The sequence below is a fragment of the Acinetobacter sp. NIPH 298 genome (assembly GCF_000369505.1).
Classification (GTDB): domain Bacteria; phylum Pseudomonadota; class Gammaproteobacteria; order Pseudomonadales; family Moraxellaceae; genus Acinetobacter.
In genome coordinates this window covers 1,012,123-1,032,832 of the sequence record NZ_KB850055.1, presented here as the reverse complement: position 1 = coordinate 1,032,832, position 20,710 = coordinate 1,012,123, and the positions used below count along the sequence as shown (strand labels likewise).

Annotated in this window: 20 protein-coding genes; 12 read left to right on the top strand and 8 right to left on the bottom strand. The window is 39.2% G+C overall.

Annotated features, from left to right (window positions below; translation table 11 throughout):
- Positions 1-82 precede the first annotated feature (82 nt).
- The 3 genes from F903_RS09880 (at position 83) to putP (ending at position 3,642) form a co-directional block, all read left to right on the top strand.
- Positions 83-1,108 carry an AraC family transcriptional regulator gene (locus tag F903_RS09880; RefSeq protein ID WP_004670823.1) on the top strand — a complete coding sequence of 342 codons (1,026 nt, stop codon included), beginning with the start codon at positions 83-85 and terminating at the stop codon, positions 1,106-1,108.
- Positions 1,109-1,199: 91 nt separating this feature from the next.
- Positions 1,200-1,574 carry a glycine cleavage system protein GcvH gene (gene gcvH, locus F903_RS09875; RefSeq protein ID WP_005196702.1) on the top strand — a complete coding sequence of 125 codons (375 nt, stop codon included), beginning with the start codon at positions 1,200-1,202 and terminating at the stop codon, positions 1,572-1,574.
- Between the two features lie 571 nt (positions 1,575-2,145).
- Positions 2,146-3,642 (top strand): sodium/proline symporter PutP, encoded by a 1,497-nt coding sequence (gene putP, locus F903_RS09870; protein WP_005196701.1) that lies wholly within the window; start codon positions 2,146-2,148, stop codon positions 3,640-3,642.
- A gap of 46 nt (positions 3,643-3,688) precedes the next feature.
- Here putP and F903_RS09865 read toward each other — a convergent pair whose 3' ends face one another.
- Positions 3,689-4,180: an AsnC family transcriptional regulator gene (locus F903_RS09865; protein ID WP_004670817.1), complete on the bottom strand. Its 492-nt coding sequence runs from the start codon at positions 4,178-4,180 to the stop codon at positions 3,689-3,691.
- Positions 4,181-4,295: 115 nt separating this feature from the next.
- On the opposite strand from F903_RS09865, the gene putA reads away from it, so the two are divergent.
- The 4 genes from putA (at position 4,296) to F903_RS09845 (ending at position 10,288) form a co-directional block, all read left to right on the top strand.
- Positions 4,296-8,060: a trifunctional transcriptional regulator/proline dehydrogenase/L-glutamate gamma-semialdehyde dehydrogenase gene (gene putA / locus F903_RS09860; RefSeq protein ID WP_005196700.1), complete on the top strand. Its 3,765-nt coding sequence runs from the start codon at positions 4,296-4,298 to the stop codon at positions 8,058-8,060.
- A gap of 100 nt (positions 8,061-8,160) precedes the next feature.
- Positions 8,161-8,634: a GrpB family protein gene (locus tag F903_RS09855; RefSeq protein ID WP_005196699.1), complete on the top strand. Its 474-nt coding sequence runs from the start codon at positions 8,161-8,163 to the stop codon at positions 8,632-8,634.
- Positions 8,635-8,726: 92 nt separating this feature from the next.
- Complete coding sequence (gene trmA / locus F903_RS09850) at positions 8,727-9,812, top strand: tRNA (uridine(54)-C5)-methyltransferase TrmA (RefSeq protein WP_005196698.1); 1,086 nt, start codon at positions 8,727-8,729, stop codon at positions 9,810-9,812.
- A gap of 248 nt (positions 9,813-10,060) precedes the next feature.
- A complete protein-coding gene (locus F903_RS09845; RefSeq protein WP_005196697.1) occupies positions 10,061-10,288 on the top strand; it encodes a hypothetical protein in 228 nt (75 codons plus the stop codon).
- Between the two features lie 41 nt (positions 10,289-10,329).
- On the opposite strand, the gene F903_RS09840 is transcribed toward F903_RS09845, so the two are convergent.
- A complete protein-coding gene (locus tag F903_RS09840) occupies positions 10,330-11,064 on the bottom strand; it encodes a phosphodiester glycosidase family protein (RefSeq protein WP_005196696.1) in 735 nt (244 codons plus the stop codon).
- 174 nt (positions 11,065-11,238) lie between these two features.
- Between F903_RS09840 and F903_RS09835 the strand changes: the two genes are divergently transcribed.
- Positions 11,239-11,772, top strand: coding sequence for a lecithin retinol acyltransferase family protein (locus F903_RS09835; RefSeq protein ID WP_034595148.1), 534 nt, complete (start codon positions 11,239-11,241; stop codon positions 11,770-11,772).
- 84 nt (positions 11,773-11,856) lie between these two features.
- Here F903_RS09835 and F903_RS09830 read toward each other — a convergent pair whose 3' ends face one another.
- Positions 11,857-12,438: a YceI family protein gene (locus F903_RS09830; protein WP_004670804.1), complete on the bottom strand. Its 582-nt coding sequence runs from the start codon at positions 12,436-12,438 to the stop codon at positions 11,857-11,859.
- A gap of 265 nt (positions 12,439-12,703) precedes the next feature.
- Here F903_RS09830 and F903_RS09825 point away from each other — a divergent pair, with 265 nt between their 5' ends.
- Positions 12,704-13,795: an AOC03_06830 family ribosome hibernation factor gene (locus F903_RS09825; RefSeq protein ID WP_005196693.1), complete on the top strand. Its 1,092-nt coding sequence runs from the start codon at positions 12,704-12,706 to the stop codon at positions 13,793-13,795.
- A gap of 106 nt (positions 13,796-13,901) precedes the next feature.
- Entirely contained in the window at positions 13,902-14,309 is a 408-nt protein-coding gene (locus F903_RS09820; RefSeq protein ID WP_005196691.1) for an OsmC family protein, read from the top strand.
- A gap of 172 nt (positions 14,310-14,481) precedes the next feature.
- Here F903_RS09820 and tkt read toward each other — a convergent pair whose 3' ends face one another.
- Positions 14,482-16,470, bottom strand: a complete 1,989-nt coding sequence (tkt, locus tag F903_RS09815) for a transketolase (protein WP_005196690.1) — start codon at positions 16,468-16,470, stop codon at positions 14,482-14,484.
- Between the two features lie 383 nt (positions 16,471-16,853).
- Here tkt and metK point away from each other — a divergent pair, with 383 nt between their 5' ends.
- Entirely contained in the window at positions 16,854-18,020 is a 1,167-nt protein-coding gene (metK, locus tag F903_RS09810; protein ID WP_004670787.1) for a methionine adenosyltransferase, read from the top strand.
- Between the two features lie 83 nt (positions 18,021-18,103).
- Here metK and F903_RS09805 read toward each other — a convergent pair whose 3' ends face one another.
- Positions 18,104-18,358, bottom strand: a complete 255-nt coding sequence (locus tag F903_RS09805; RefSeq protein ID WP_004670785.1) for a hypothetical protein — start codon at positions 18,356-18,358, stop codon at positions 18,104-18,106.
- Between the two features lie 244 nt (positions 18,359-18,602).
- Between F903_RS09805 and F903_RS09800 the strand changes: the two genes are divergently transcribed.
- Entirely contained in the window at positions 18,603-18,785 is a 183-nt protein-coding gene (locus F903_RS09800; RefSeq protein WP_005196687.1) for a hypothetical protein, read from the top strand.
- Positions 18,786-18,832: 47 nt separating this feature from the next.
- On the opposite strand, the gene F903_RS09795 is transcribed toward F903_RS09800, so the two are convergent.
- The 3 genes from F903_RS09795 to F903_RS09785 all read right to left on the bottom strand — a co-directional run bounded on the left by F903_RS09795 (position 18,833) and on the right by F903_RS09785 (position 20,495).
- Positions 18,833-19,399 carry an FxsA family protein gene (locus F903_RS09795; RefSeq protein WP_004670781.1) on the bottom strand — a complete coding sequence of 189 codons (567 nt, stop codon included), beginning with the start codon at positions 19,397-19,399 and terminating at the stop codon, positions 18,833-18,835.
- Positions 19,400-19,602: 203 nt separating this feature from the next.
- Positions 19,603-20,037 carry an I78 family peptidase inhibitor gene (locus F903_RS09790; RefSeq protein WP_005196685.1) on the bottom strand — a complete coding sequence of 145 codons (435 nt, stop codon included), beginning with the start codon at positions 20,035-20,037 and terminating at the stop codon, positions 19,603-19,605.
- 245 nt (positions 20,038-20,282) lie between these two features.
- Positions 20,283-20,495 carry a cold-shock protein gene (locus F903_RS09785; protein ID WP_004670777.1) on the bottom strand — a complete coding sequence of 71 codons (213 nt, stop codon included), beginning with the start codon at positions 20,493-20,495 and terminating at the stop codon, positions 20,283-20,285.
- Positions 20,496-20,710 lie beyond the last annotated feature (215 nt).

Here is a 20,710-nt window from a genome sequence, read left to right as displayed (position 1 = left end):
ATTTTTATGATTCATTCTTTTATTTCATGCAAAGATGTTTGAAAAGTACTTGTAAAGATCGATGAGCCGCCACGGATAGCACATGAAAACGACCTCAACTCGACAAGATCAAGGAATACCAGGCGTCTATGGCTTATTGTTATTAGATGTTGTTTCACGCTGGGGATACAGCGATGAAACTTTATTTGCTCCGTTTCACTTAACGAGCGAACAACTGGCTGATCCAAACTATCGAATTCCAACGCCGATTGCCAATGAATTGGTAAAGCATGCTTTACGCCTCACCGGTGAAAGTACACTTGGCTTTCATTTAGGTACGCAAATGCGTATCTCGATTCATGGCTTTATTGGTTATGCAATTATGACCGCCCATGACATCACTGATGCGATTGCACTTGCGAGCCGTTTTATTCAATTACGTTTGCCTTTTCTCCAACTTTATTTTTCTACTTTTGGCCCTAAAGCAACGTTACAACTACAATGTGACATTCAAGTTGAGCCTTTGCGAACTGAGATTATTCTAGGGCTAACCATTGGTATTATGACCATGGCTAAAGCTTTGACTGGAATCGAGGACTTAAGTGGTGAAGTTGATCTAGACTTCCCCGAACCAGATGGGTTTGATAAATATCGTGACAAATTGACCAGTACGGTTCGCTTTAATCAGCCACATTTGATATCAAGTTTTGATAAAAAATATCTAGGCTTGAAAATGGTCAATGCAGATCCTATTGCCAGCCAAATTGCGATTAACCAGTGTGAAACTGAGTTATCTGCTTTGGGTGAACGTCGCCGTTTAGCAATGCGGGTCCGTGATATTCTCACTAACTCTGAACAACATTATCTGAGTATTGAAAACGTGGCTGATCGTTTACATATGTCAGATCGCACATTGAAACGTCAGCTTGCAGCGGAAGGAACATCATTTTCAACCTTGGTGGATGAAGTACGCTATCGGCATGCCACGTCTTTGCTTTCACGTACAGACTATAGCCTAGAACAAATTGCTGATGAATTAGGCTATTCTGATGTTGCAAATTTTAGCCGTGCTTTTAAACGCTGGAGTGGTCGTAGTCCAAGTAACTGGCGTAAAGATCCGTATTTGTAATATCGGGGTTGATTGATAAAACTTTTGTTTTTAATCAAAAACCTGTATAAAACGAAACAAAAATGATGAGATGGATTATTAAGGAGTTGTCATGAATCATCCAGTAGATTTGAAGTATGCGCGTACACATGAGTGGGTAAGAATTGAAGGCGACTTAGTTGTGACAGGGATTACTGACCATGCACAAGATGAGTTGGGTGATTTAGTCTATGTGGAAACACCTGAACTTGATAGCCAAGTCACTGCAACAGAACAAGCGGGTATTGTTGAGTCTGTAAAAACCGCTTCAGATATTCATGCCCCTGTTTCAGGCACAGTTGTTGAAGTAAATACTGATCTTGAAGATGATCCTGATTTTGTCAATGAAGATCCATACGGCAAAGGTTGGATCTATAAAATCAAACCAGACAATATGACTGATGTTGAAAAACTTCTATCCAGTGAAGAATACGAATCAGGTCTATAAGCCTTTATATAGACTGATCTATCAAAAAGCCTAGTTTAAATTAAACTAGGCTTTTTCATTAGAACTCAAAATTAATTGAAATTGCGCCTACTTCAAAACACATTTTTTAAGGCAAGATTTCTTCACTTTGCGACTGTAAATGGGTAGAAAATAGCGTTTCATTGGCAAAACTGCTTAATATTCACTGCTTTTTATAATGGAATTTCGCTGAATCCCTACCTTTGTAACTTCATATTTCATACATTCCAGCTATATTTCACTCGTTCGATACCATATTTCGACCATCTAAGCGTCTTTTTTGTAAATTTCCAAAATTATTTACTTATTTATTTATAGATAAAGCTAATATTTTATCCAAAATCACTCGTTATTTTAAATTAAAAGCCTAATATTCAACCGCCTATATTGATTTACACAAAGAATACAAATAACATACACGTCTATTACAGTGTTTCAAAAAACAATCGTGCTTGAATCTGTCACCTTATCAATCTTATTAGAATAGTAAATCATTTTTGGGCTATTCAGATGGGATTGTACCGTTATGGATATATAAGGATGAGCATCCATTATGAATTTCTCTAATCCCACTGTTGTTGTGTTCGTGGTATATATTATTGCCATGTTGGGTATAGGTTTATACGCCTATTTTTCTACCAAAAGTCTTGATGATTATATTCTTGGAGGACGAAGTTTAGGTAGTTTTGTCACCGCTTTATCGGCGGGTGCATCTGACATGAGTGGCTGGCTACTCATGGGTTTACCCGGCGCAATTTATCTGGCTGGACTATCTGAATCATGGATCGCGATCGGTTTGATTATTGGTGCGTGGCTCAACTGGTACCTCGTTGCAGGACGGTTACGTGTACATACCGAAGTGCAGAATAATGCCCTCACTCTACCTGATTATTTTACAGGTCGTTTTGATGATCAGAAAAAAATCTTACGCGTAACATCCGCATTGATTATTTTGGTCTTCTTCGCGATTTATTGTGCTTCTGGCATGGTCGCTGGTGCACGTTTATTTGAAACATTGTTCGAATTACCATATGGCACAGCCTTGATGTTAGGCGCATTTGCAACAATTGGTTATGTTTGTATTGGTGGGTTTTTGGCAATCAGTTGGACCGACACCTTCCAAGCAGGCTTGATGATTTTTGCATTGCTACTACTCCCGATCATCACCTATCTCTCGTTGGATGCAGGCGCTGCTCAATTTACTGCTTTAGTTGAAACTGCACGTCCTCATGCTTATGATTTTGCTTCGAATTTAAGCTTAGTTGCGATACTTTCAGCAGCTGCTTGGGGCTTGGGCTATTTCGGGCAACCACATATCCTCGTTCGCTTTATGGCGGTCGACTCAGTTAAATCAATCCCTGCTGCTCGTCGTATCGGTATGACATGGATGATTTTATGTTTAGCGGGTGCAGTTGGTTCAGGTTTTGTTGGTATCGCATATTTCCAACAACATCCAGAACTTGCAGCAGCAGTAAGCGCTAACCCTGAAACTGTATTCATGGAACTGACCAAAATCTTATTCAATCCTTGGGTGGTTGGTATCGTCCTTGCCGCAATTCTATCTGCGGTAATGAGTACATTGAGTTGCCAATTATTGGTCTGCTCAAGTGCATTGACAGAGGATTTGTACAAAGGCTTGATCCGTAAAAATGCTTCGCAAAAAGAGTTAATTTGGATTGGTCGTGCAATGGTATTTGCTGTCGCTATGCTTGCACTGCTCTTGGCACAAAACCCAGAAAGTAAAGTCCTCGGCTTAGTTGCTTATGCTTGGGCAGGCTTTGGAGCTGCATTTGGTCCACTGATTATTCTTTCATTGTTCTGGAAACGTATGACCTTAAACGGTGCGTTGACAGGTATGATCGTCGGCGCTGTGACGGTTATCGTTTGGAAAAACTTCTTTGGCGATACAGGCATCTATGAAATCATCCCTGGTTTCCTTTTCGCATTGATCAGTATCGTTGTGGTGAGCTTACTTGGTAAGGCACCAAACTCAAATGTAACAAGTCGCTTTGAACAAGCTGATGAGATTTACGCAAGAGAAATGAAATAATCATTTTAGATAAAATTTAAGGGGCTTAAGAGCCCCTTTTTTTGATTTAAAATTTACTCCTGGATTTGATTTTTATTTTAGAACTGTCCTTAATGACCTGCATCACAGGATAACTTCGCGTTTCTTTTACGCCGGGTAATTGCCATAAAATCTGACCCGCAATACGCCGAAACTCTTCCATTCCAGCACTACGCAGCTTGATTAAGAAATCAAAACCACCACTGACCATGTGACATTCGACGATTTCTTGGTATTGCGTCACTGCATCAATAAAATCCTCCAATACGTTTGGCGTAGTTTTATCTAGCAGCACTTCTACAAAAACCAAAAAACTTGCATTGAGCTTATTGGGATTGAGTTTTGCCTCATAACCCAAGATAAATTCATCTTTCGTCAATTTCTGCACACGCGCCATCACGGCCGTTGGTGACAGATTCACTAACTCAGCTAATTTACTATTCGAAATCCTCCCATCTGTTTGAAGAATATCCAGAATTTTCAAATCAGTACGATCCAATGTATAAATAGGGCTATCCAACTGAGTTTTCCTCTAAAAAATGGGTCAATTATAGTGAGTTATTCGGGTTTTATTCTGTAATTATAAATTATCTAAACCTCTGTACTCAATAGAGTATTGTTATCGGAATTTAGCAATGAATAAATTGGATACCCACGCACAAATGGACACGGCTCACGACAACGGTGGTTATATCACCGAATTTAAAGAAAAAAGTGAGTTTGAGCAAAGTATTAATACTGCTTGGCGACGTGCAGAACCTGAATCAGTAGCAGAACTTGCTGAAGCGGCAAATATCTCTCCTGATCTCGATCAAAAAATTTATGAACTGGCTTTCAACCTTGCGCATAATTTACGTGAACGTAAAAGCTCGGCTGGTAAAGCAGGTATTGTTCAAGGTTTACTACAAGAATTTTCACTGTCTTCTCAAGAAGGCGTTGCGCTCATGTGTTTGGCGGAAGCTTTGCTTCGTATTCCAGATACAGCAACCCGTGATTTGTTGATTCGTGACAAGATCAACCAAGGCAACTGGAAAGAGCATCTCGGTCAAAGTAACCTGATGTTTGTAAATGCTGCTGCTTGGGGTTTGATGTTAACGGGTAAGTTAATGGAAACGCCAAAACAAACCAGTTTATCAAGCGTGTTAACAGGACTTCTAGCCCGTAGTGGACGCGGCATCATCCGTAAAGCGGTTGACGTTGCCATGCGTATGATGGGCGAACAGTTTGTCACTGGTGAAACCATTGAAGAAGCGCTTGAACATGCTAAGCCACTGGAACACAAAGGTTTCCGCTACTCATACGATATGCTTGGTGAAGCAGCGCTGACTGAACATGACGCTGAACGCTACTATGCTGATTATACACAAGCAATTCATGCGATTGGTAAAGCATCCAATGGTCGTGGTGTTTATGACGGTCCGGGTATCTCGATCAAGCTTTCTGCTTTACACCCTCGTTACCAACGTGCGCAAATCGACCGCGTTCACCATGAACTTTACAACAAAGTATTTGAACTTGCTTGCCTAGCAAAACACTACGATATCGGTTTAAACATCGATGCCGAAGAATCTGAACGCTTGGAAATCTCACTCGAATTGCTTGAGCGTTTATGTTTTGAACCAAAACTTGCCGACTGGAAAGGTATTGGTTTCGTGATTCAAGCTTATCAAAAACGTTGTTTCTACGTGGTTGATTATATTGTTGATCTTGCAAAACGTAGTAACAAACGTTTAATGATTCGTTTGGTGAAAGGCGCATATTGGGATAGCGAAATCAAGAAAGCGCAAATTGATGGGATGACTGATTACCCAGTGTTTACCCGTAAAGTTCACACGGATTTGTCATACATCGCTTGTGCGAAAAAATTACTGGCTGCACCTGATCAAGTGTATCCTCAGTTTGCAACACACAATGCACAGTCACTTGCAACGATCTACACGCTTGCAGACCCAAGCAAATATTATCCGGGTCAGTACGAGTTCCAATGCTTACACGGTATGGGTGAGCCATTGTACGAACAAGTTGTCGGTTCAAAAGCAGACAATAAACTGGGTATTCCATGTCGTGTTTACGCACCAGTGGGTAACCATGAAACTTTATTGGCTTATTTAGTTCGTCGTTTATTGGAAAATGGTGCAAACACATCATTCGTAAACCGTATTGCCGACAAAACTTTGAAAGTTGAAGACCTCATTCAGTCTCCAATCAAAGATATCCAAACTGCTGCAAAAGAAGAAGGTCAGTTAGGTTTAAAACACCCAGCGATCCCACTTCCACATGATTTATATCCATTACGTCCAAACTCGAATGGTTTTGATTTAAATAATGATCAACCATTAGCAGATTTAGATGCAACGGCACAAAAACTACGTCATCACGTTTGGAAAAGTGCACCACTACTTGGGTTTGAATCGACTGTTCACGACATTGGTAATGCGATTGCAATTACAAACCCTGCACAAAACAGCGAAGTTGTGGGTCATGTCAATGAAGCGACGAGTGCTGACGTACAGCTTGCTTTGGAAGCTGCCGTACAAGCACAAAAAAGTTGGTCTGTAACAGATAAAGTAGAACGTGCTGCATGCTTAAAACGTGCTGCTGATTTGATGGAAGCACGTATCCAAGAACTTATGGTTCTACTTTGCCGTGAAAGTGGCAAGACCTATGCCAATGCGATAGCCGAAGTTCGTGAAGCTGTAGATTTCTTGCGTTACTATGCTACTCAAATTGAAAACTTACCTGTAAATGCGCAAGTAAAACCATTGGGTACGGTACTGTGTATCAGCCCTTGGAACTTCCCACTTGCGATTTTCTCTGGTCAAATTGCGGCAGCATTGGTCAGCGGTAACTGTGTGATTGCAAAACCTGCGGAACAAACCCCTCTCATCGCAGCTCAAGCCGTACAAATTTTATGGGAAGCTGGCGTACCACACGGTGTCGTTCAACTTCTTCCAGGCCGTGGTGAAACAGTTGGTGCTCAACTCAGCCAAGATGATCGTATCCAAGGCATCATGTTCACTGGCTCGACTGAAGTTGCAAAAATCTTGCAAAAGACTGTTGCTAAACGTTTATCAGCAAATGGGCAACCAATTCCGTTAATCGCGGAAACGGGTGGTCAAAATGCGATGATCGTAGATTCTTCTGCACTTACTGAGCAAGTTGTTTTAGATGTTGTAAGCTCTGCATTTGACAGTGCGGGTCAACGCTGTTCTGCACTTCGTATCTTATGTGTACAAGAAGATAGTGCTGCAACAGTCATCCAAATGCTGAAAGGTGCAATGCAACAGTTGATCGTAGGTCATCCTGCTATCTTGAAAACTGACATTGGTCCTGTGATTGATCAAGAAGCAAAGCAAACAATTGATACTCATATCCAAAAGATGAAATCTAAGGGCTACCCTGTTCATCAATTGATGTTTAACGATGCTGCTAGTCAACAAGCTCTCGCACAAGGTACATTTGTTCCGCCTACAGCGATTGAATTACCAAACCTTGATGACTTAGAGCGTGAAGTCTTTGGTCCTGTATTGCATATCATCACTTATAAATATGGTGAACTTGAGCAATTAATTGATCGTATCAATGCAAAAGGCTACGGCTTAACCATGGGTCTGCACACACGTATTGATGAAACCATTAATACCGTGATCCAACGTGCTGAAGTGGGTAACTTATACATCAACCGTAACATCGTTGGTGCTGTCGTAGGCGTGCAACCATTTGGTGGTGAAGGCTTATCGGGTACAGGTCCAAAAGCAGGTGGTCCATTGTATATGTACCGTTTGATGGAGCATTGCTCAGAGAAAGTTTTAGCAACGCCATTTGCAGTGAAAGCTGAAATCTCTAATTTTGATGCCGTATCAAATGTTGCTTACCAAAACTTGTTGTCTTGGGCAAACCAAAATATGCCTCAAGCCATTACAACCATTCCTGCATTTGGTGTGGGTAAGTTCTACGAATTGCAAGGCCCTACAGGTGAGAGCAATCAATACATTATCTTACCTCGTCATCGCGTGCTTTCAATCGCAGATGATGAACGTGCTCAGTTACAACAACTTCTCGCAATTTTTGCGGTAGGTAGTTCAGTAGCAATGTTAAAAGACAATGTATTCTTGGCTAAACACCAAGCTTCTCTACCAAAAGAAGTGTTAGCCGCAATTAAAGTCATTGCGCGTGTTGAAACAGATCACTTTGATGCCGTATTGCATCAAGGTTCAGTTGAGCAACTACAAACCTTACAACATAAAATTGCGAACCGTTCTGGAGCAATCGTAGGTATCACTCATCTTCAAGTAGATGAACAGATTCCTCTAGAACGCCTCGTCATCGAACGTGCCATTAGCGTAAATACTGCGGCAGCAGGCGGTAATGCAAGTTTGATGACTTTATCTGAAGACTAGTTTTAGTCCTCAATCTCCTAGCCCGAATCATGTTTACATGGTTCGGGTTTTTTATTATTTTGCTAGACTTAAATCCATTCATAAAAATGAGAAATTTTAGATGCAATTCTTTCCAGCAGATCAATATCAACAACGCTGCCAACAACTTTTTGAAAAATATAAAGTCCAAATATTGCAACTTACACCTTACGCAATCGTCGAGCATATTGGTTCATCTGCAATCCCTCATACAATTTCTAAAGGTGATTTAGACATTTATGTTGAAGTTCCAGCAAAATATTTCTTAGATACAATTAACCAGCTTCAGAGACTCAACTTTAGAGAAAAGCTTGATACGTTACGCACCAATGATCTTTGTATGTTGGAGTCATTAGACGATGATGTCGCGCTTCAGATTGTAACGAATGGATCGGAATTCCAAAATTTTCTAGTTTTCCGAGATAGATTAAGAGAATCGTCTCATCTAGTTCAGAAATATAATCAACTAAAGCAGCAATGTATCGGTTTATCACAAGACCAATACCGCGAGATAAAAGCCAACTTCATCCAACAAGTACTTAATCAAAATAATTAAAAGTAAACCACTGATTGTTATAATTCCCCTGCACCTCGCACGGCTTTTTTGATACCATTCACAGTTAAATTTGTTTTGTATTTTTGCTAGTTATGACCGTATCTTATCAACAGCAGCTTCAAGAGAAAGTTGAACGAATCACCACACAATTTGCTTCGTTCAACCCACCTGCTTTAGAAGTGTTTCAATCACCTGCACAACATTTTCGTATGCGCGCCGAGTTTCGCCTTTGGCATACAGAAGACGATTTGTTCTATGCCATGTTTGAACGTGCTGAAGACGGTAAACAAAAAGACGTGATTCGTGTCGATGATTTTCCGATTGCGGATCGTAGTATCAACGAACTCATGCCACGATTACTACAAGAATTAAAAGCAACCCCAATTTTATCTCAACGTATTTTTGAAGCTGACTTTCTCTCAACACTGAGTGGAGAAATGCTAGTTACGCTGATTTATCATCGTAAACTAGATGCAGATTGGGAAATTGCCGCGAAAACTTTAGCAGAAAAGCTTAATATTAAAATTATGGGTCGTAGTCGCGGTCAAAAAGTTATTATTGGTGATGACTATGTCGTTGAACAACTCAACGTACATGGACGAACGTTTAAATACAAACAAATTGAAAGTAGTTTTACTCAACCAAATGCTCAAGTTTGCCAGCATATGCTTGAGTGGGCATGTAACGCTGCGGAAGGAGCTCAAAAAGACCTTTTAGAACTGTACTGTGGCAACGGCAACTTCACCCTACCACTTTCTTTGAAGTTTAATCGTGTCCTCGCAACAGAGCTTGCCAAGTCTTCTGTATATGCAGCGCAATGGAATATCGAACAAAACCATATTGAAAATATTCAAGTCGCACGTTTATCTGCTGAAGAATTCACCCAAGCCTATCACGGCGAACGTGAATTTAGACGCTTGCAAGAAGCAAATATTGATATTCAAGGCTACGACTTTGACACCGTTTTCGTAGATCCACCACGTGCAGGGATTGATGATGAAACCCTAAAATTACTACAAGGTTTTGAACGTATTATTTATATCTCATGTAACCCCGATACCTTACATGACAATTTAAAAACCTTGGCTCAAACACATCAAATAACCAAGTTTGCGATGTTCGATCAATTCCCTTTTACTCACCATGTTGAGTCAGGTGTTTTACTCGAAAAAATTTAAACAAATTATGTCTATGTAACACTACAAAATAAGGAGTTTAATAACTCCTTATTTTTTAATTGAATTTAAAAACAAAATATGGTTTTCTATAAAGATCAAGTCATTAAGCTGTCATAATTTCGTTGATCTCATCCATATCCATCGGAAAAATTTGAGTCTAACTGCTGCTTTTATCACTGCTTTAGGCTTGTATTTTATTTTAGATTGGTTATATTTCGAGCTATGTTAGTTTCGATAAGAAAGGCTCTATGAGTTTTTGGGAAAAACTGTTCTCTGCTGAACAACAGTATAATGAACACAAAAATCAAACCGCTTGCGTCGAGAATGATTGTTCACGTAAATCGGATGAACAACTACTCAATGCTTTAGTAAAAACCACTGATGAAGATGTCGTTAAAGGCATCAAAAAAGTGCTCATTTCTCGAGGTTATACGCGTAAAGAACTTCTTGAAATGATCAATCCCCCAATTCAATAAAAGTCTCACCCTAGTCTCTTTACAGAAAAGAGACTAGGGATTTATTTACACGCACTACGATCCACTTCCGCTACAATCGGTCCCAAATTAAACGCTTTATCATGCTGTTTAGTTGATACTGAATATAGACTGGAAATTGAACCATCCAAATACAAAGCATGATCTATTTTTAATTGTTGTTTAAAAAATTGCGCAAATTGATAAAAACTAACTCCCTGCCGAGAAATCACAAAATACAACTGATTATTTTTAACGCCGACACCATTTCTTATCTTTAAAGAATTAGAATCGACTAAAAATCTGCGATTGATTTCTCCATTATAAATCAACATTGGTCCTGATTGTGTTGCATACAAAGCTTTAAATCCTTGTTGTTTATAGTCTTGTGTGGATTTGATTGTGGCTTGCTGATGATTCCAAGCCAACACACCATTCGGTTGTATAAAGAAATTACCAACGCCATTCGCTTGATTGAGCTTTGAAAGCTGTTGCCCCTGTTCTACATAAAGCCCCACTGGCTGAAAGTCGGCGTGGTACATCCCTGCATTCATTGCAAAGTTAAGTTGTGCGCATTTGGGCAACTCATGTTGAATATTTGAAAACTTCTGATAATAACGATGTGTCTGAGGATTTTTTAAATAAAGCTCAAGCTGACTGAGATCCGTTACTTTGATTACATCATAAGTCACATGATCAGTATCGATCGTTTGATGCTGCATTGCATGTGCTATGGGCACAACGAAAATGAGCAGTCCTATCAAAAGTCTTTTTCCCATCTAAATTCCGCGTATTATTATCAATCAAAGTTTATATTTATAGCACTGCATATCGCGTTCAAAAAGTGGATACAACCTCGACACATATTCTGCTACATCTGTGCATAAATATACTCGATTGCTCCACCTTTTTTGATTAGAATAGTTGCGTAAATGCAAAAGCCTCGTATCAGTATGCAGCAAAAACATCCACATTACCCACTCGGTGCGCATCTCATTGTTAAACACTTTGGGTACAGTCATCATGGGATTTATGCAGGTCGTGGGCGAGTCATTCATTATTCAGGTTTTGCCCATATTTTTAAAAAGCATCCAATCGAAATGACCTCAATACAACGTTTCGCACGGAATAAAATCATTTATATACGAAACTATCCTGCCCCTCGCTACAAAGCCAAAGCTGTAGTACGTCGTATGCGCTCGCGCATGCATGAAAATCACTATCACTTAATTATTAACAACTGTGAACATTTATGTACATGGGCTATCACAGGCATTGAATCAAGCACGCAAGTTGAACGCATGCAACGTCGTCTTGCGACTATTGGTTATGTCAGTTCGATGATGAGCTATATGAATAGCCTGATGCTCACAGTCGCAACAGCCTGTTTTGCAATCGTGCTCTACATCAAAATGATGCTGCGTCGACAAGCAAAAAAATCAACACCTGCTTATTTATTGTTAAAAGAAAAACAGTCAAAGAAATAATTAGACGTGCAAGCAGCATATCTACATAAAAAACTCACGATGGTTGCATCGTGAGTTTTTTTACATCTTGAATAATTAAAAATATTACTTCGCAGCAGTCGCTTCAGTGGTAATATTTACAGTGATCTTATCCCCAACATTTGGTACATAACTTCCGATACCAAAAGCAGAACGATCAAATGAAGTTGTTGCATTGAAACCAATCGCTGGAACTTTTGCCATTGGATGCTCACCTTGTTTGTTCAACACTGCATCTAACACAACAGGTTTAGTTACACCTTTCACGGTCAAATCACCTGTGATTTTAAAATGCTTCTTGTCTTTTGTTTCCACTTTAGTACTTTTGAAAGTAATGTTTGGATATTTTGCAGCATTAAACCAAGCTTCTTCTTGAAACTCTTTATCAAGCGCAACAACATTTGAATTTACGCTACTTACAGGAATGGTCACATTTACTGATGAATTTGCTGGTTTTGCTTCATCTACTTTAATAACACCTTGAATGTCAGTAAAGTTAGCGCTTGGTGTAGAAAAACCAAAGTGATTCCAACTAAATACTGTTGCGGTATGCGTAGGATCAATTTTATAGTCAACAACTTTTGCTTGAGCCAATGTTGAACCTAGCACCAAACATACACCGAATGATAAAGCCTTTAAGTTTTTCATGTATTCCTCAATTCATTTTTAAATTTAGTAAATTGTATTAGAAAACGACAACAATAGAGTGTGAGGATTTATGACACAGTGTTTTGTTTTTGCAACGAAGAGCCTTGATAAAATAACGTGATCACTTAGAACGCATCTTAATGACAACTAGATTAAATTTAGTCTGTACAAAACTTATCAATTTTTAACCTGAGTTTTTAAAAAACAATGTTATAAAAATTAATCACCTTTAAAAATTTTAAAATTATCATTTAGAGGAAAGACCATGAATTTACAACAAGTATTTGATCAATTAAACATAGCGCAAGCCAATCCTGCTATCAGCATTTTTGTTCCAACCCACCGAACTTTTCCAGATAACCAGCAAGATGCAATTGCATTAAAAAATGCACTTAAAGAATTAGAAACTCGCTTATCTGAAACCCATGATAAGCGTGAAGTTCAGACGCGATTAGAGCAAATTGAGAAAGAGCTTGCGGAGCATGATCACAATTATAATCTCGATACTTTAGCAATCTTTTCAACACCCGAAAGTACTCAAATTTTCAACTTCCCTTTCAAGGTAAAACCACGAGTCATTATTGATCAGCATTTTGCTACACGAGACATTCTCCGTGAATTGAACAGTTCAGTGCATTATTACATGGTGATTGTTTCAAGAATGAATGGACGATTATTTGAAGTATTTAACGATCAACTCGTACATGAATTTAATCAAGAAGATGAACTTCAAGGATTAGAATTCCCATTAGAAAACACGCATCTTTATACAACGAGCTCAAATGATCGTTCAAACGCAACTAAAGAAGAAAACTATATCAAAGAGTTTCTAAATCGTGTTGATAAAAGCGTTCAGGAAGTCTATAAACAAAATCCTTTACCAATTATTGTCGTTGGTGATGAACGTACCGTCTCTTTCTATCAACAAGTCTGTGACAATCCAAATGCGATTGTTGCCACTGTAACTAACAGTACAAACTTGGAAGCAGAAGCACGCTTGATTATTGAAGAAGCCCAAGAGCAAGTGAATTCATACCGAACCAAACTTCAGGAAGTTGCTCAAACTGAAATTAATCAAGCAAAGAGCCAGAATTTATTGATTGAAGATTTATCATCAATTTACCGAGCTGCAAATGAAGGTCGCCTAGACCAAATCTTTATAAAAAAAGGTTACATACAACCAGCGAATATTGACTCGGCAACGTCTACTGTTGAACTCGATACTGGCACAACTACAACTGATGATATTGTGGATGATATATTATCGACGGTAATCCATCATGGTGGTAAAGCTCATTTCTTAGATGCTGAGTTTTTAGATCATAATGCTAATTTGTTAGCCAAAGCACGCTATTAAAATATTCAAACTCGTTGAAAATAAGGACTTTAATGTCCTTATTTTCATCCAATAAGCAACTCTTTTGAGATATGCTCAATCATTTATACCAACAACAAGGTAACTCATGACTTATTCTGTACAAGCCGAAAGCAATTTGACCCCTTATCGCGTAACACTGACTGATGCATCTGGGCATCAGTGGTTTGCAGATGAGCCAGCCGATAAAGGTGGTCAAGATTCTGCACCGAATCCAATACAAATCTTGCTTTCCGCTTTAGGCGCTTGTACAACCATTACGTTAGAGATGTATGCAAAACATAAAGGTATTTTACTTACTCACGTTCAAGTCGACTTGGCTCTAAATCCAAATGGCAAACCTGAAGCAGGTCAAAATAATATTGAACGAAAAATCGTATTAACAGGTGAATTTACTGAAGACCAGCATAAACGTTTATTAAAAGTTGCAGAAAGCTGCCCTGTTCACAAGCTATTAACTTCTAATATTGCGATTCAGACAGAGTTGAATACTTAATACAAATTTTCAAAATTAAGTTAAATACGGTTTACGAATCAATTAAGTTGAAAGTAATCAACAATCTTGAACTTAAAGGCTAAAATAAAAAAACTTTTAAAGCTTAGTGTTATTTCAATAAAACATAAAAAAAGCGTTCCAAATGGAACGCTTTTTTATACCACTTAAATCATTAAGCAGTCAGTTCTTTAACCGCAGCAACAACCGCTTCAGTGGTAATACCAAAGAATTGGAACAAGTCTTTCGCTGGAGCAGATTCACCATAAGTGGTCATACCGATCACTTTGCCATCTAAGCCGACAAATTTCCACCAGTAGTCGACATGAGTCGCTTCAACAGCAACACGAGCGCGGATATGCGCAGGTAATACCGCTTCACGGTAAGCAGCATCTTGCTTCATAAACTCTTCAGCACACGGCATAGAAACGACACGTACACCTTCAAGTTGCGCGTATGCTTCCATTGCCAATGAAACTTCTGAACCTGTTGCGATGATAATTGCTTTTAACTCACCTTTTTCTTCAGCAAGCACATAACCACCTTTAGCAGCGTTTTGAATTTGAGATTCATTACGCACTTGGAATGGTAAGTTTTGACGAGAGAAAATTAACGCTGTCGGGCCATCTTTACGCTCAAGCGCAGATTTCCAAGAAATCGCTGCTTCAACGGTGTCACATGGACGCCAAGTATTTAAGTTTGGTGTACCACGCAAAGATGCAATTTGCTCTACAGGTTGATGTGTAGGACCATCTTCACCTAAACCAATTGAGTCATGCGTATATACATGAATCACACGTTGTTTCATCAATGCAGACATACGTACTGCGTTACGTGCATATTCCATGAACATCAAGAATGTAGCAACGTAAGGAACAAAGCCACCGTGTAAAGCCACACCATTCGCTATGGCAGTCATACCAAACTCACGTACACCATAGTACACATAGTTACCCGCTGGGTTTTCTTGTACGCCTTGGCAACCTTTCCAAAGTGTTAAGTTTGAACCAGCTAAGTCAGCAGAACCACCTAATAATTCAGGAAGTAATGGGCCGAATGCTTGTAAAGTGTTTTGGCTTGCTTTACGTGTTGCAATGGTTTCTGCTTTGGCATTGGTTTCAGCAATAAATGCATCTGCTTGTGCAGCAAATTCAGCAGGTAAATCACCATTCATACGACGTAATAATTCAGCCGCTTCAGTTGGGTATTTTGCTTGGTATTTGGCGAATAATTCGTTCCAAGCTGCTTCAGAGCTTTGACCTTTGGCTTTTGCATCCCAAGCTGCATACACATCTTCTGGGATTATAAATGCGTCTTCTTTCCAGCCTAAAGCTTCACGCGTTAACGTGATTTCATCTTTACCAAGTGGCGCACCGTGGCAATCTTCTTTGCCTTGTTTATTTGGTGAGCCTAAACCAATAATCGTTTTACAAATAATAATCGTTGGTTTATTTGTTTCAGCTTTTGCGTCAATCGTCGCTTGACGAATCGCAGCAGCATCATGACCGTCTACACGAAGTACTTGCCAGCCATATGCATTAAAACGTTGTTCTGTGTCATCACTGAACCAACCTTCAACTTCACCATCAATCGAGATACCGTTGTCATCATAGTAAACAACAAGTTTGCCTAAACCTAAAGTACCAGCAAGTGAACATACTTCATGGGAAATACCTTCCATCAAGCAACCATCACCAAGGAAACAATAAGTGAAGTGATCAACTACATTTAAGTCGTCTTTGTTGAACTGTGCAGCTAGAGTTCTTTCAGCCAAAGCAAATCCAACAGCATTGGCAATACCCTGACCTAATGGGCCAGTTGTTGTTTCAATTCCAGGTGCATAACCCAATTCTGGATGGCCTGGTGTTTTAGAATGTAATTGACGAAATTGTTTTAAATCTTCAATTGATAATTCATAGCCAGTCAAATGCAACAAAGCATATTGCAACATAGAGCCATGGCCATTTGACAATACAAAGCGGTCGCGGTTCGCCCATTGTGGGTTTGTTGGATTATGATTCAAAAATTCACGCCAAACTACATCAGCGATATCTGCCATCCCCATTGGAGCACCAGGATGCCCTGAGTTTGCTTGTTGCACAGCATCCATAGCCAAGACACGAATTGCATTTGCAATACGACGTTCATTTAAAGGGGTTGTCATAAGTCAGAATCCGATTAAATCAATTAGATGAGAGAAGATGAGAAATCACCTTTCAAAAGATGTGACTATTGTCTTAAAAAAACGACATGGGGTAAAGCCTAATACACGATATTTCTTATTTTTCATTCGTTCATCTCGCATTATAAGTACAAATGTTCATGCCTTAAGCAGAAAATAAAACCATCATGTTCAAAATGGAAGAATAGTCCAACTGAAATTCTAGAGCGAAGGAGCTCGTATATTAGTTTTGTTGATACACATATCAATAAAAACACGGTGAAAATGAAATAAATTCATGCTTTTTAGTCAGCTTGTGCTAGTCCTATAAGCTAAGTCGATGTAACATACTCTGTCTTTTTGAAAATACCAGTGATAGGACGTTCATGCGCGAGTATGCTGTTTTTACTTCAGAATCTGTAAGCGAAGGTCATCCAGACAAAATGGCTGACCAAATTAGTGATGCGATTTTAGATGCAATCATCAAAGAAGACCCGTATGCGCGTGTCGCTTGTGAAACATTAGTAAAAACAGGTGTCGTTGTTCTTGCTGGTGAAATCACAACGACAGCCAATGTCGACTTTGAAGCGATTGTACGTCAAACCGTAAATAGTATTGGCTATCATCACTCTGATTTAGGTTTTGATGGATCAACTTGTGCGGTCATCAATATGATCGGCAAGCAATCACCTGAAATTGCGCAAGGTGTTGACCGCCAAAAACCAGAAGATCAAGGTGCAGGCGACCAAGGTTTAATGTTTGGTTACGCCAGCCGTGAAACTGATGTCCTTATGCCTGCCCCTATTTCTTATGCGCACCGCTTAATGGAACGCCAAGCTGAGTTACGTCGCTCAGGTGCTTTGCCTTGGTTACGTCCAGATGCAAAAAGCCAAGTAACGTTTGCCTATGAAAATGGCATGCCAGTTCGCTTAGATGCAGTTGTATTATCGACCCAGCATGATCCTGAGATTTCTCAAATTCAACTCAAAGAAGCTGTAATTGAAGAAATCGTCAAACCGATCATTCCTGCTGAAATGTTCCATGCAGGTACTAAATTCCACATCAATCCAACAGGTATGTTTGTAATTGGTGGTCCAGTCGGTGACTGTGGTTTAACAGGTCGCAAAATCATCGTAGATACATACGGTGGTATGGCTCGTCACGGCGGTGGTGCTTTCTCGGGTAAAGATCCATCTAAAGTCGACCGTTCTGCTGCTTATGCAGGTCGTTATGTCGCTAAAAATATCGTTGCCGCAGGTTTAGCGGATAAATGTGAAATTCAAGTCAGCTACGCAATTGGTGTTGCTGAGCCAACTTCAATTTCGATCAATACATTTAATACAGCCAAAGTATCCGAAGAGTTGATTATCCAACTTGTTCGTGAACACTTTGACTTACGCCCATATGGCATTACACGTATGTTGAATTTGATTCAACCGATGTACAAGCAGACTGCCGCTTACGGACACTTTGGTCGCGAAGGTTCGGATACTGCATTTACTTGGGAAAAAACAGATAAGGTTGAGATCTTGAAGGATGCCGCTGGATTATAATCCCTCCGCTACAATCCGATCTCATACCCAAAGCTCACAGTGACAACACTGTGAGCTTTTTTAATTCCACAGCAAATTTTTATCTATTTTTTAGGATTTACACTCTCGTGCTTAAATATTTCAAACAATGAATTTTTTTGCATTGCTTGATCTTCATGATGTTGCTGTAAATAAATATGTACAACTTTGACGATCACCACAACCACAAAACAAGCTGCAACGCACAACATCCATAAACCATAAGGGCTGCGAATATGTTGAGAACCACAATAAGGGCACGATTTATCTGTTGATGCAACAACCTTGTCGCAACATGCACAATGATATTGAGATAACATCATTCACTCCTCCATTTATTCTTTTTTATTTTCTTAGCACAACGATCAAACCGTCATACTTTTATCCTATGAGAAAAAAAATCAGAATACAATCTTGTTTTCGAACCAATACTTTAAAAGTAACACAACTTTATGACAGCTTAATGCATTTCTAAGAACACCCCAGTCACGTCAATAACACGCTAATTACGAACTTTTATATAATTTGTTAGAATAGTGTTTTAACAATCTCAAAAATATCATCATGACCCAGTTGATTAACAAAGGTGGATTTCGTGAACGAGCCAACCGCAGTCGCAAGTATAAAAACTCAGAAAATGAGATAACGATACTCCCGCCGAGCGAATATCAACCACCAAATAAAGAAAAAGACAAGCAAACCCAAGTTGACCAAAACCCTGATCAGAGATCTGAACAAGACGCATAAAAAAACACGCTTTAGAGAAGCGTGTTTTTTAGTTCATTGTGCGATGATTAATTTACATCTTTAAACTCAATTTTCTTCTGATTTGGCTCTACTTCACGTGCTTCACCATCGATGATTGTAGAATCACGATACTGACCACCACCCTGTTGCTGGTTCTGCATCTCTTGCATTTGACGCATCATATCAGCGAAAGGATTTTGTCCAGCGGCACCGCCAGCTCCCATACCACCCATCATTTGCTCCATCATCGCTTGTTGACGTTTTGCCATCGTTTTCATCAAGGCATTACGAAGCGCAGTTTGAACAGCAGGGATCAATACGAGGATTGCAAGCACGTCTGAGATTAAACCCGGAATCATCAATAGAAAACCAGACATCGCAAGTGCCAGTTTTTTAGTTACGGCTGGATCACCACCAAGCTGCCCAGTCATTTGCATCTGCTGCAATTGCGGCATGATACTTGATGTACTTGAACGAACAAGATTTAGACCAATAAAGAATGCGAAGATAAACCAAAAGAATACGTACCACATACTCCCTACAAGGTCGCCCACGCCGATCCATACTAAAACTTCAGCAATTGTGCCAAATACCACGATAAGAAGTAGATTCATGTCAAAGCTTCGTCTATCTCAGAAAAATTGAAAAATGTGCAGCACAGAGTGTATAAAAGTAAAGCTTACACAGCAAATAAAAAATCATGCTAAATAAAATGATGGGTGCATTTTTTGAATTATCAAGGCTTGAGAGAGCTAGTTCTATAAAAAAGCACTCAATTAAAGCCAGTTTAATTGAGTGCTACAGTTTCTTTTAATAATTAACCACAGGTAGCATTCGTAATTTTTTTAGATTTTGGATCAACTGTGACCGTCACTCGATTTTCACGATAATCCATCGTTACAGGCTGATTCGGACCAATACTACGCACGATTTCAGATTTTGTTTTTTGTTTAATCTGATCTTCGCTCAACCCAGATTGACCAATGAGTTTCTGTGCTTCATCTGCTAAACACTTAGGTTGACTTGAACGGAACAACTCCCACTCCTCAACAACTTGACCATTCGGTAACTTACAGTAACCAACCTGACCATTTGCCTCATTTCGAATTTCTAACTGACCGCCCTGATCAACGCAGAATTTGCTTGCAGGATTTGCCATACCGATTTTTGGTGGCGTAAGTTCTTGATTTGGCGTTGAAGAACAAGCTGCCAGCGAGGTCAGGATTAAACCTAAAAATAAAAAGTTTTTCATATGTTTGTTTTCTTGCAAAAAAAATAAGATAACAAAAAAATTTATATTTTATGTCTATGATTTGAAACAAAAGTGCTTCATAAATACCAACTGATTAGAAAATGTAAGCATTGTTCGCGTTTACCATACCACTTGTAGAGACTAACCTTTTCTCATTCAATACACCCTATTTTCTAAAAAAGTAAAAGCCAAAAAACAAAAAAGCTCACCAAAGTGAGCTTTTTTTTCAAGTCATACGATTGGTTTTAAGAAACTACCGTAATACCTGTTGCTTGAGGGCCTTTTTTACCATCAGCAATGGTAAATGACACGCGTTGGCCTTCGTGTAGAACTTTAAAACCGTCGCTTTGGATTTCGCTAAAATGAGCAAAAACATCTTGTCCAGAGTCAGCATGAATAAATCCGAAACCTTTAGTTTCGTTGAACCACTTAACCGTACCAGTCACAGTATTAGACATATATTTAACCTATTTTTTCAAAAAAACTTAAGATGCTTAATCGCAATTAACTTGAAATAATAAACTATGAAACTAAATCTGATAAAACGAAAGGTTTGGTTAAACTACGAAATGAAAAGATTTGCTGAATCAACAGTATTATTCTTCTAGTTGTTTTTAACTATACACCACTTTAGTTTTTCGATGCAATACGTATCTAACGCCCAACATTCCAA

What these genes read in the sequence shown, in the direction of transcription:
- F903_RS09840 (WP_005196696.1), bottom strand. Translation starts at nt 11,064, where the DNA reads ATGGGAAAAAGACTTTTGATAGGACTGCTCATTTTCGTTGTGCCCATA.
- F903_RS09845 (WP_005196697.1), top strand. Translation starts at nt 10,061, where the DNA reads ATGAGTTTTTGGGAAAAACTGTTCTCTGCTGAACAACAGTATAATGAA.
- F903_RS09805 (WP_004670785.1), bottom strand. Translation starts at nt 18,358, where the DNA reads ATGTTATCTCAATATCATTGTGCATGTTGCGACAAGGTTGTTGCATCA.
- F903_RS09880 (WP_004670823.1), top strand. Translation starts at nt 83, where the DNA reads ATGAAAACGACCTCAACTCGACAAGATCAAGGAATACCAGGCGTCTAT.
- F903_RS09795 (WP_004670781.1), bottom strand. Translation starts at nt 19,399, where the DNA reads ATGAATCTACTTCTTATCGTGGTATTTGGCACAATTGCTGAAGTTTTA.
- F903_RS09820 (WP_005196691.1), top strand. Translation starts at nt 13,902, where the DNA reads ATGACTTATTCTGTACAAGCCGAAAGCAATTTGACCCCTTATCGCGTA.
- trmA (WP_005196698.1), top strand. Translation starts at nt 8,727, where the DNA reads ATGACCGTATCTTATCAACAGCAGCTTCAAGAGAAAGTTGAACGAATC.
- F903_RS09785 (WP_004670777.1), bottom strand. Translation starts at nt 20,495, where the DNA reads ATGTCTAATACTGTGACTGGTACGGTTAAGTGGTTCAACGAAACTAAA.
- metK (WP_004670787.1), top strand. Translation starts at nt 16,854, where the DNA reads ATGCGCGAGTATGCTGTTTTTACTTCAGAATCTGTAAGCGAAGGTCAT.
- tkt (WP_005196690.1), bottom strand. Translation starts at nt 16,470, where the DNA reads ATGACAACCCCTTTAAATGAACGTCGTATTGCAAATGCAATTCGTGTC.
- F903_RS09835 (WP_034595148.1), top strand. Translation starts at nt 11,239, where the DNA reads ATGCAGCAAAAACATCCACATTACCCACTCGGTGCGCATCTCATTGTT.
- gcvH (WP_005196702.1), top strand. Translation starts at nt 1,200, where the DNA reads ATGAATCATCCAGTAGATTTGAAGTATGCGCGTACACATGAGTGGGTA.
- putA (WP_005196700.1), top strand. Translation starts at nt 4,296, where the DNA reads ATGAATAAATTGGATACCCACGCACAAATGGACACGGCTCACGACAAC.
- F903_RS09855 (WP_005196699.1), top strand. Translation starts at nt 8,161, where the DNA reads ATGCAATTCTTTCCAGCAGATCAATATCAACAACGCTGCCAACAACTT.
- F903_RS09830 (WP_004670804.1), bottom strand. Translation starts at nt 12,438, where the DNA reads ATGAAAAACTTAAAGGCTTTATCATTCGGTGTATGTTTGGTGCTAGGT.
- F903_RS09825 (WP_005196693.1), top strand. Translation starts at nt 12,704, where the DNA reads ATGAATTTACAACAAGTATTTGATCAATTAAACATAGCGCAAGCCAAT.
- putP (WP_005196701.1), top strand. Translation starts at nt 2,146, where the DNA reads ATGAATTTCTCTAATCCCACTGTTGTTGTGTTCGTGGTATATATTATT.
- F903_RS09790 (WP_005196685.1), bottom strand. Translation starts at nt 20,037, where the DNA reads ATGAAAAACTTTTTATTTTTAGGTTTAATCCTGACCTCGCTGGCAGCT.
- F903_RS09800 (WP_005196687.1), top strand. Translation starts at nt 18,603, where the DNA reads ATGACCCAGTTGATTAACAAAGGTGGATTTCGTGAACGAGCCAACCGC.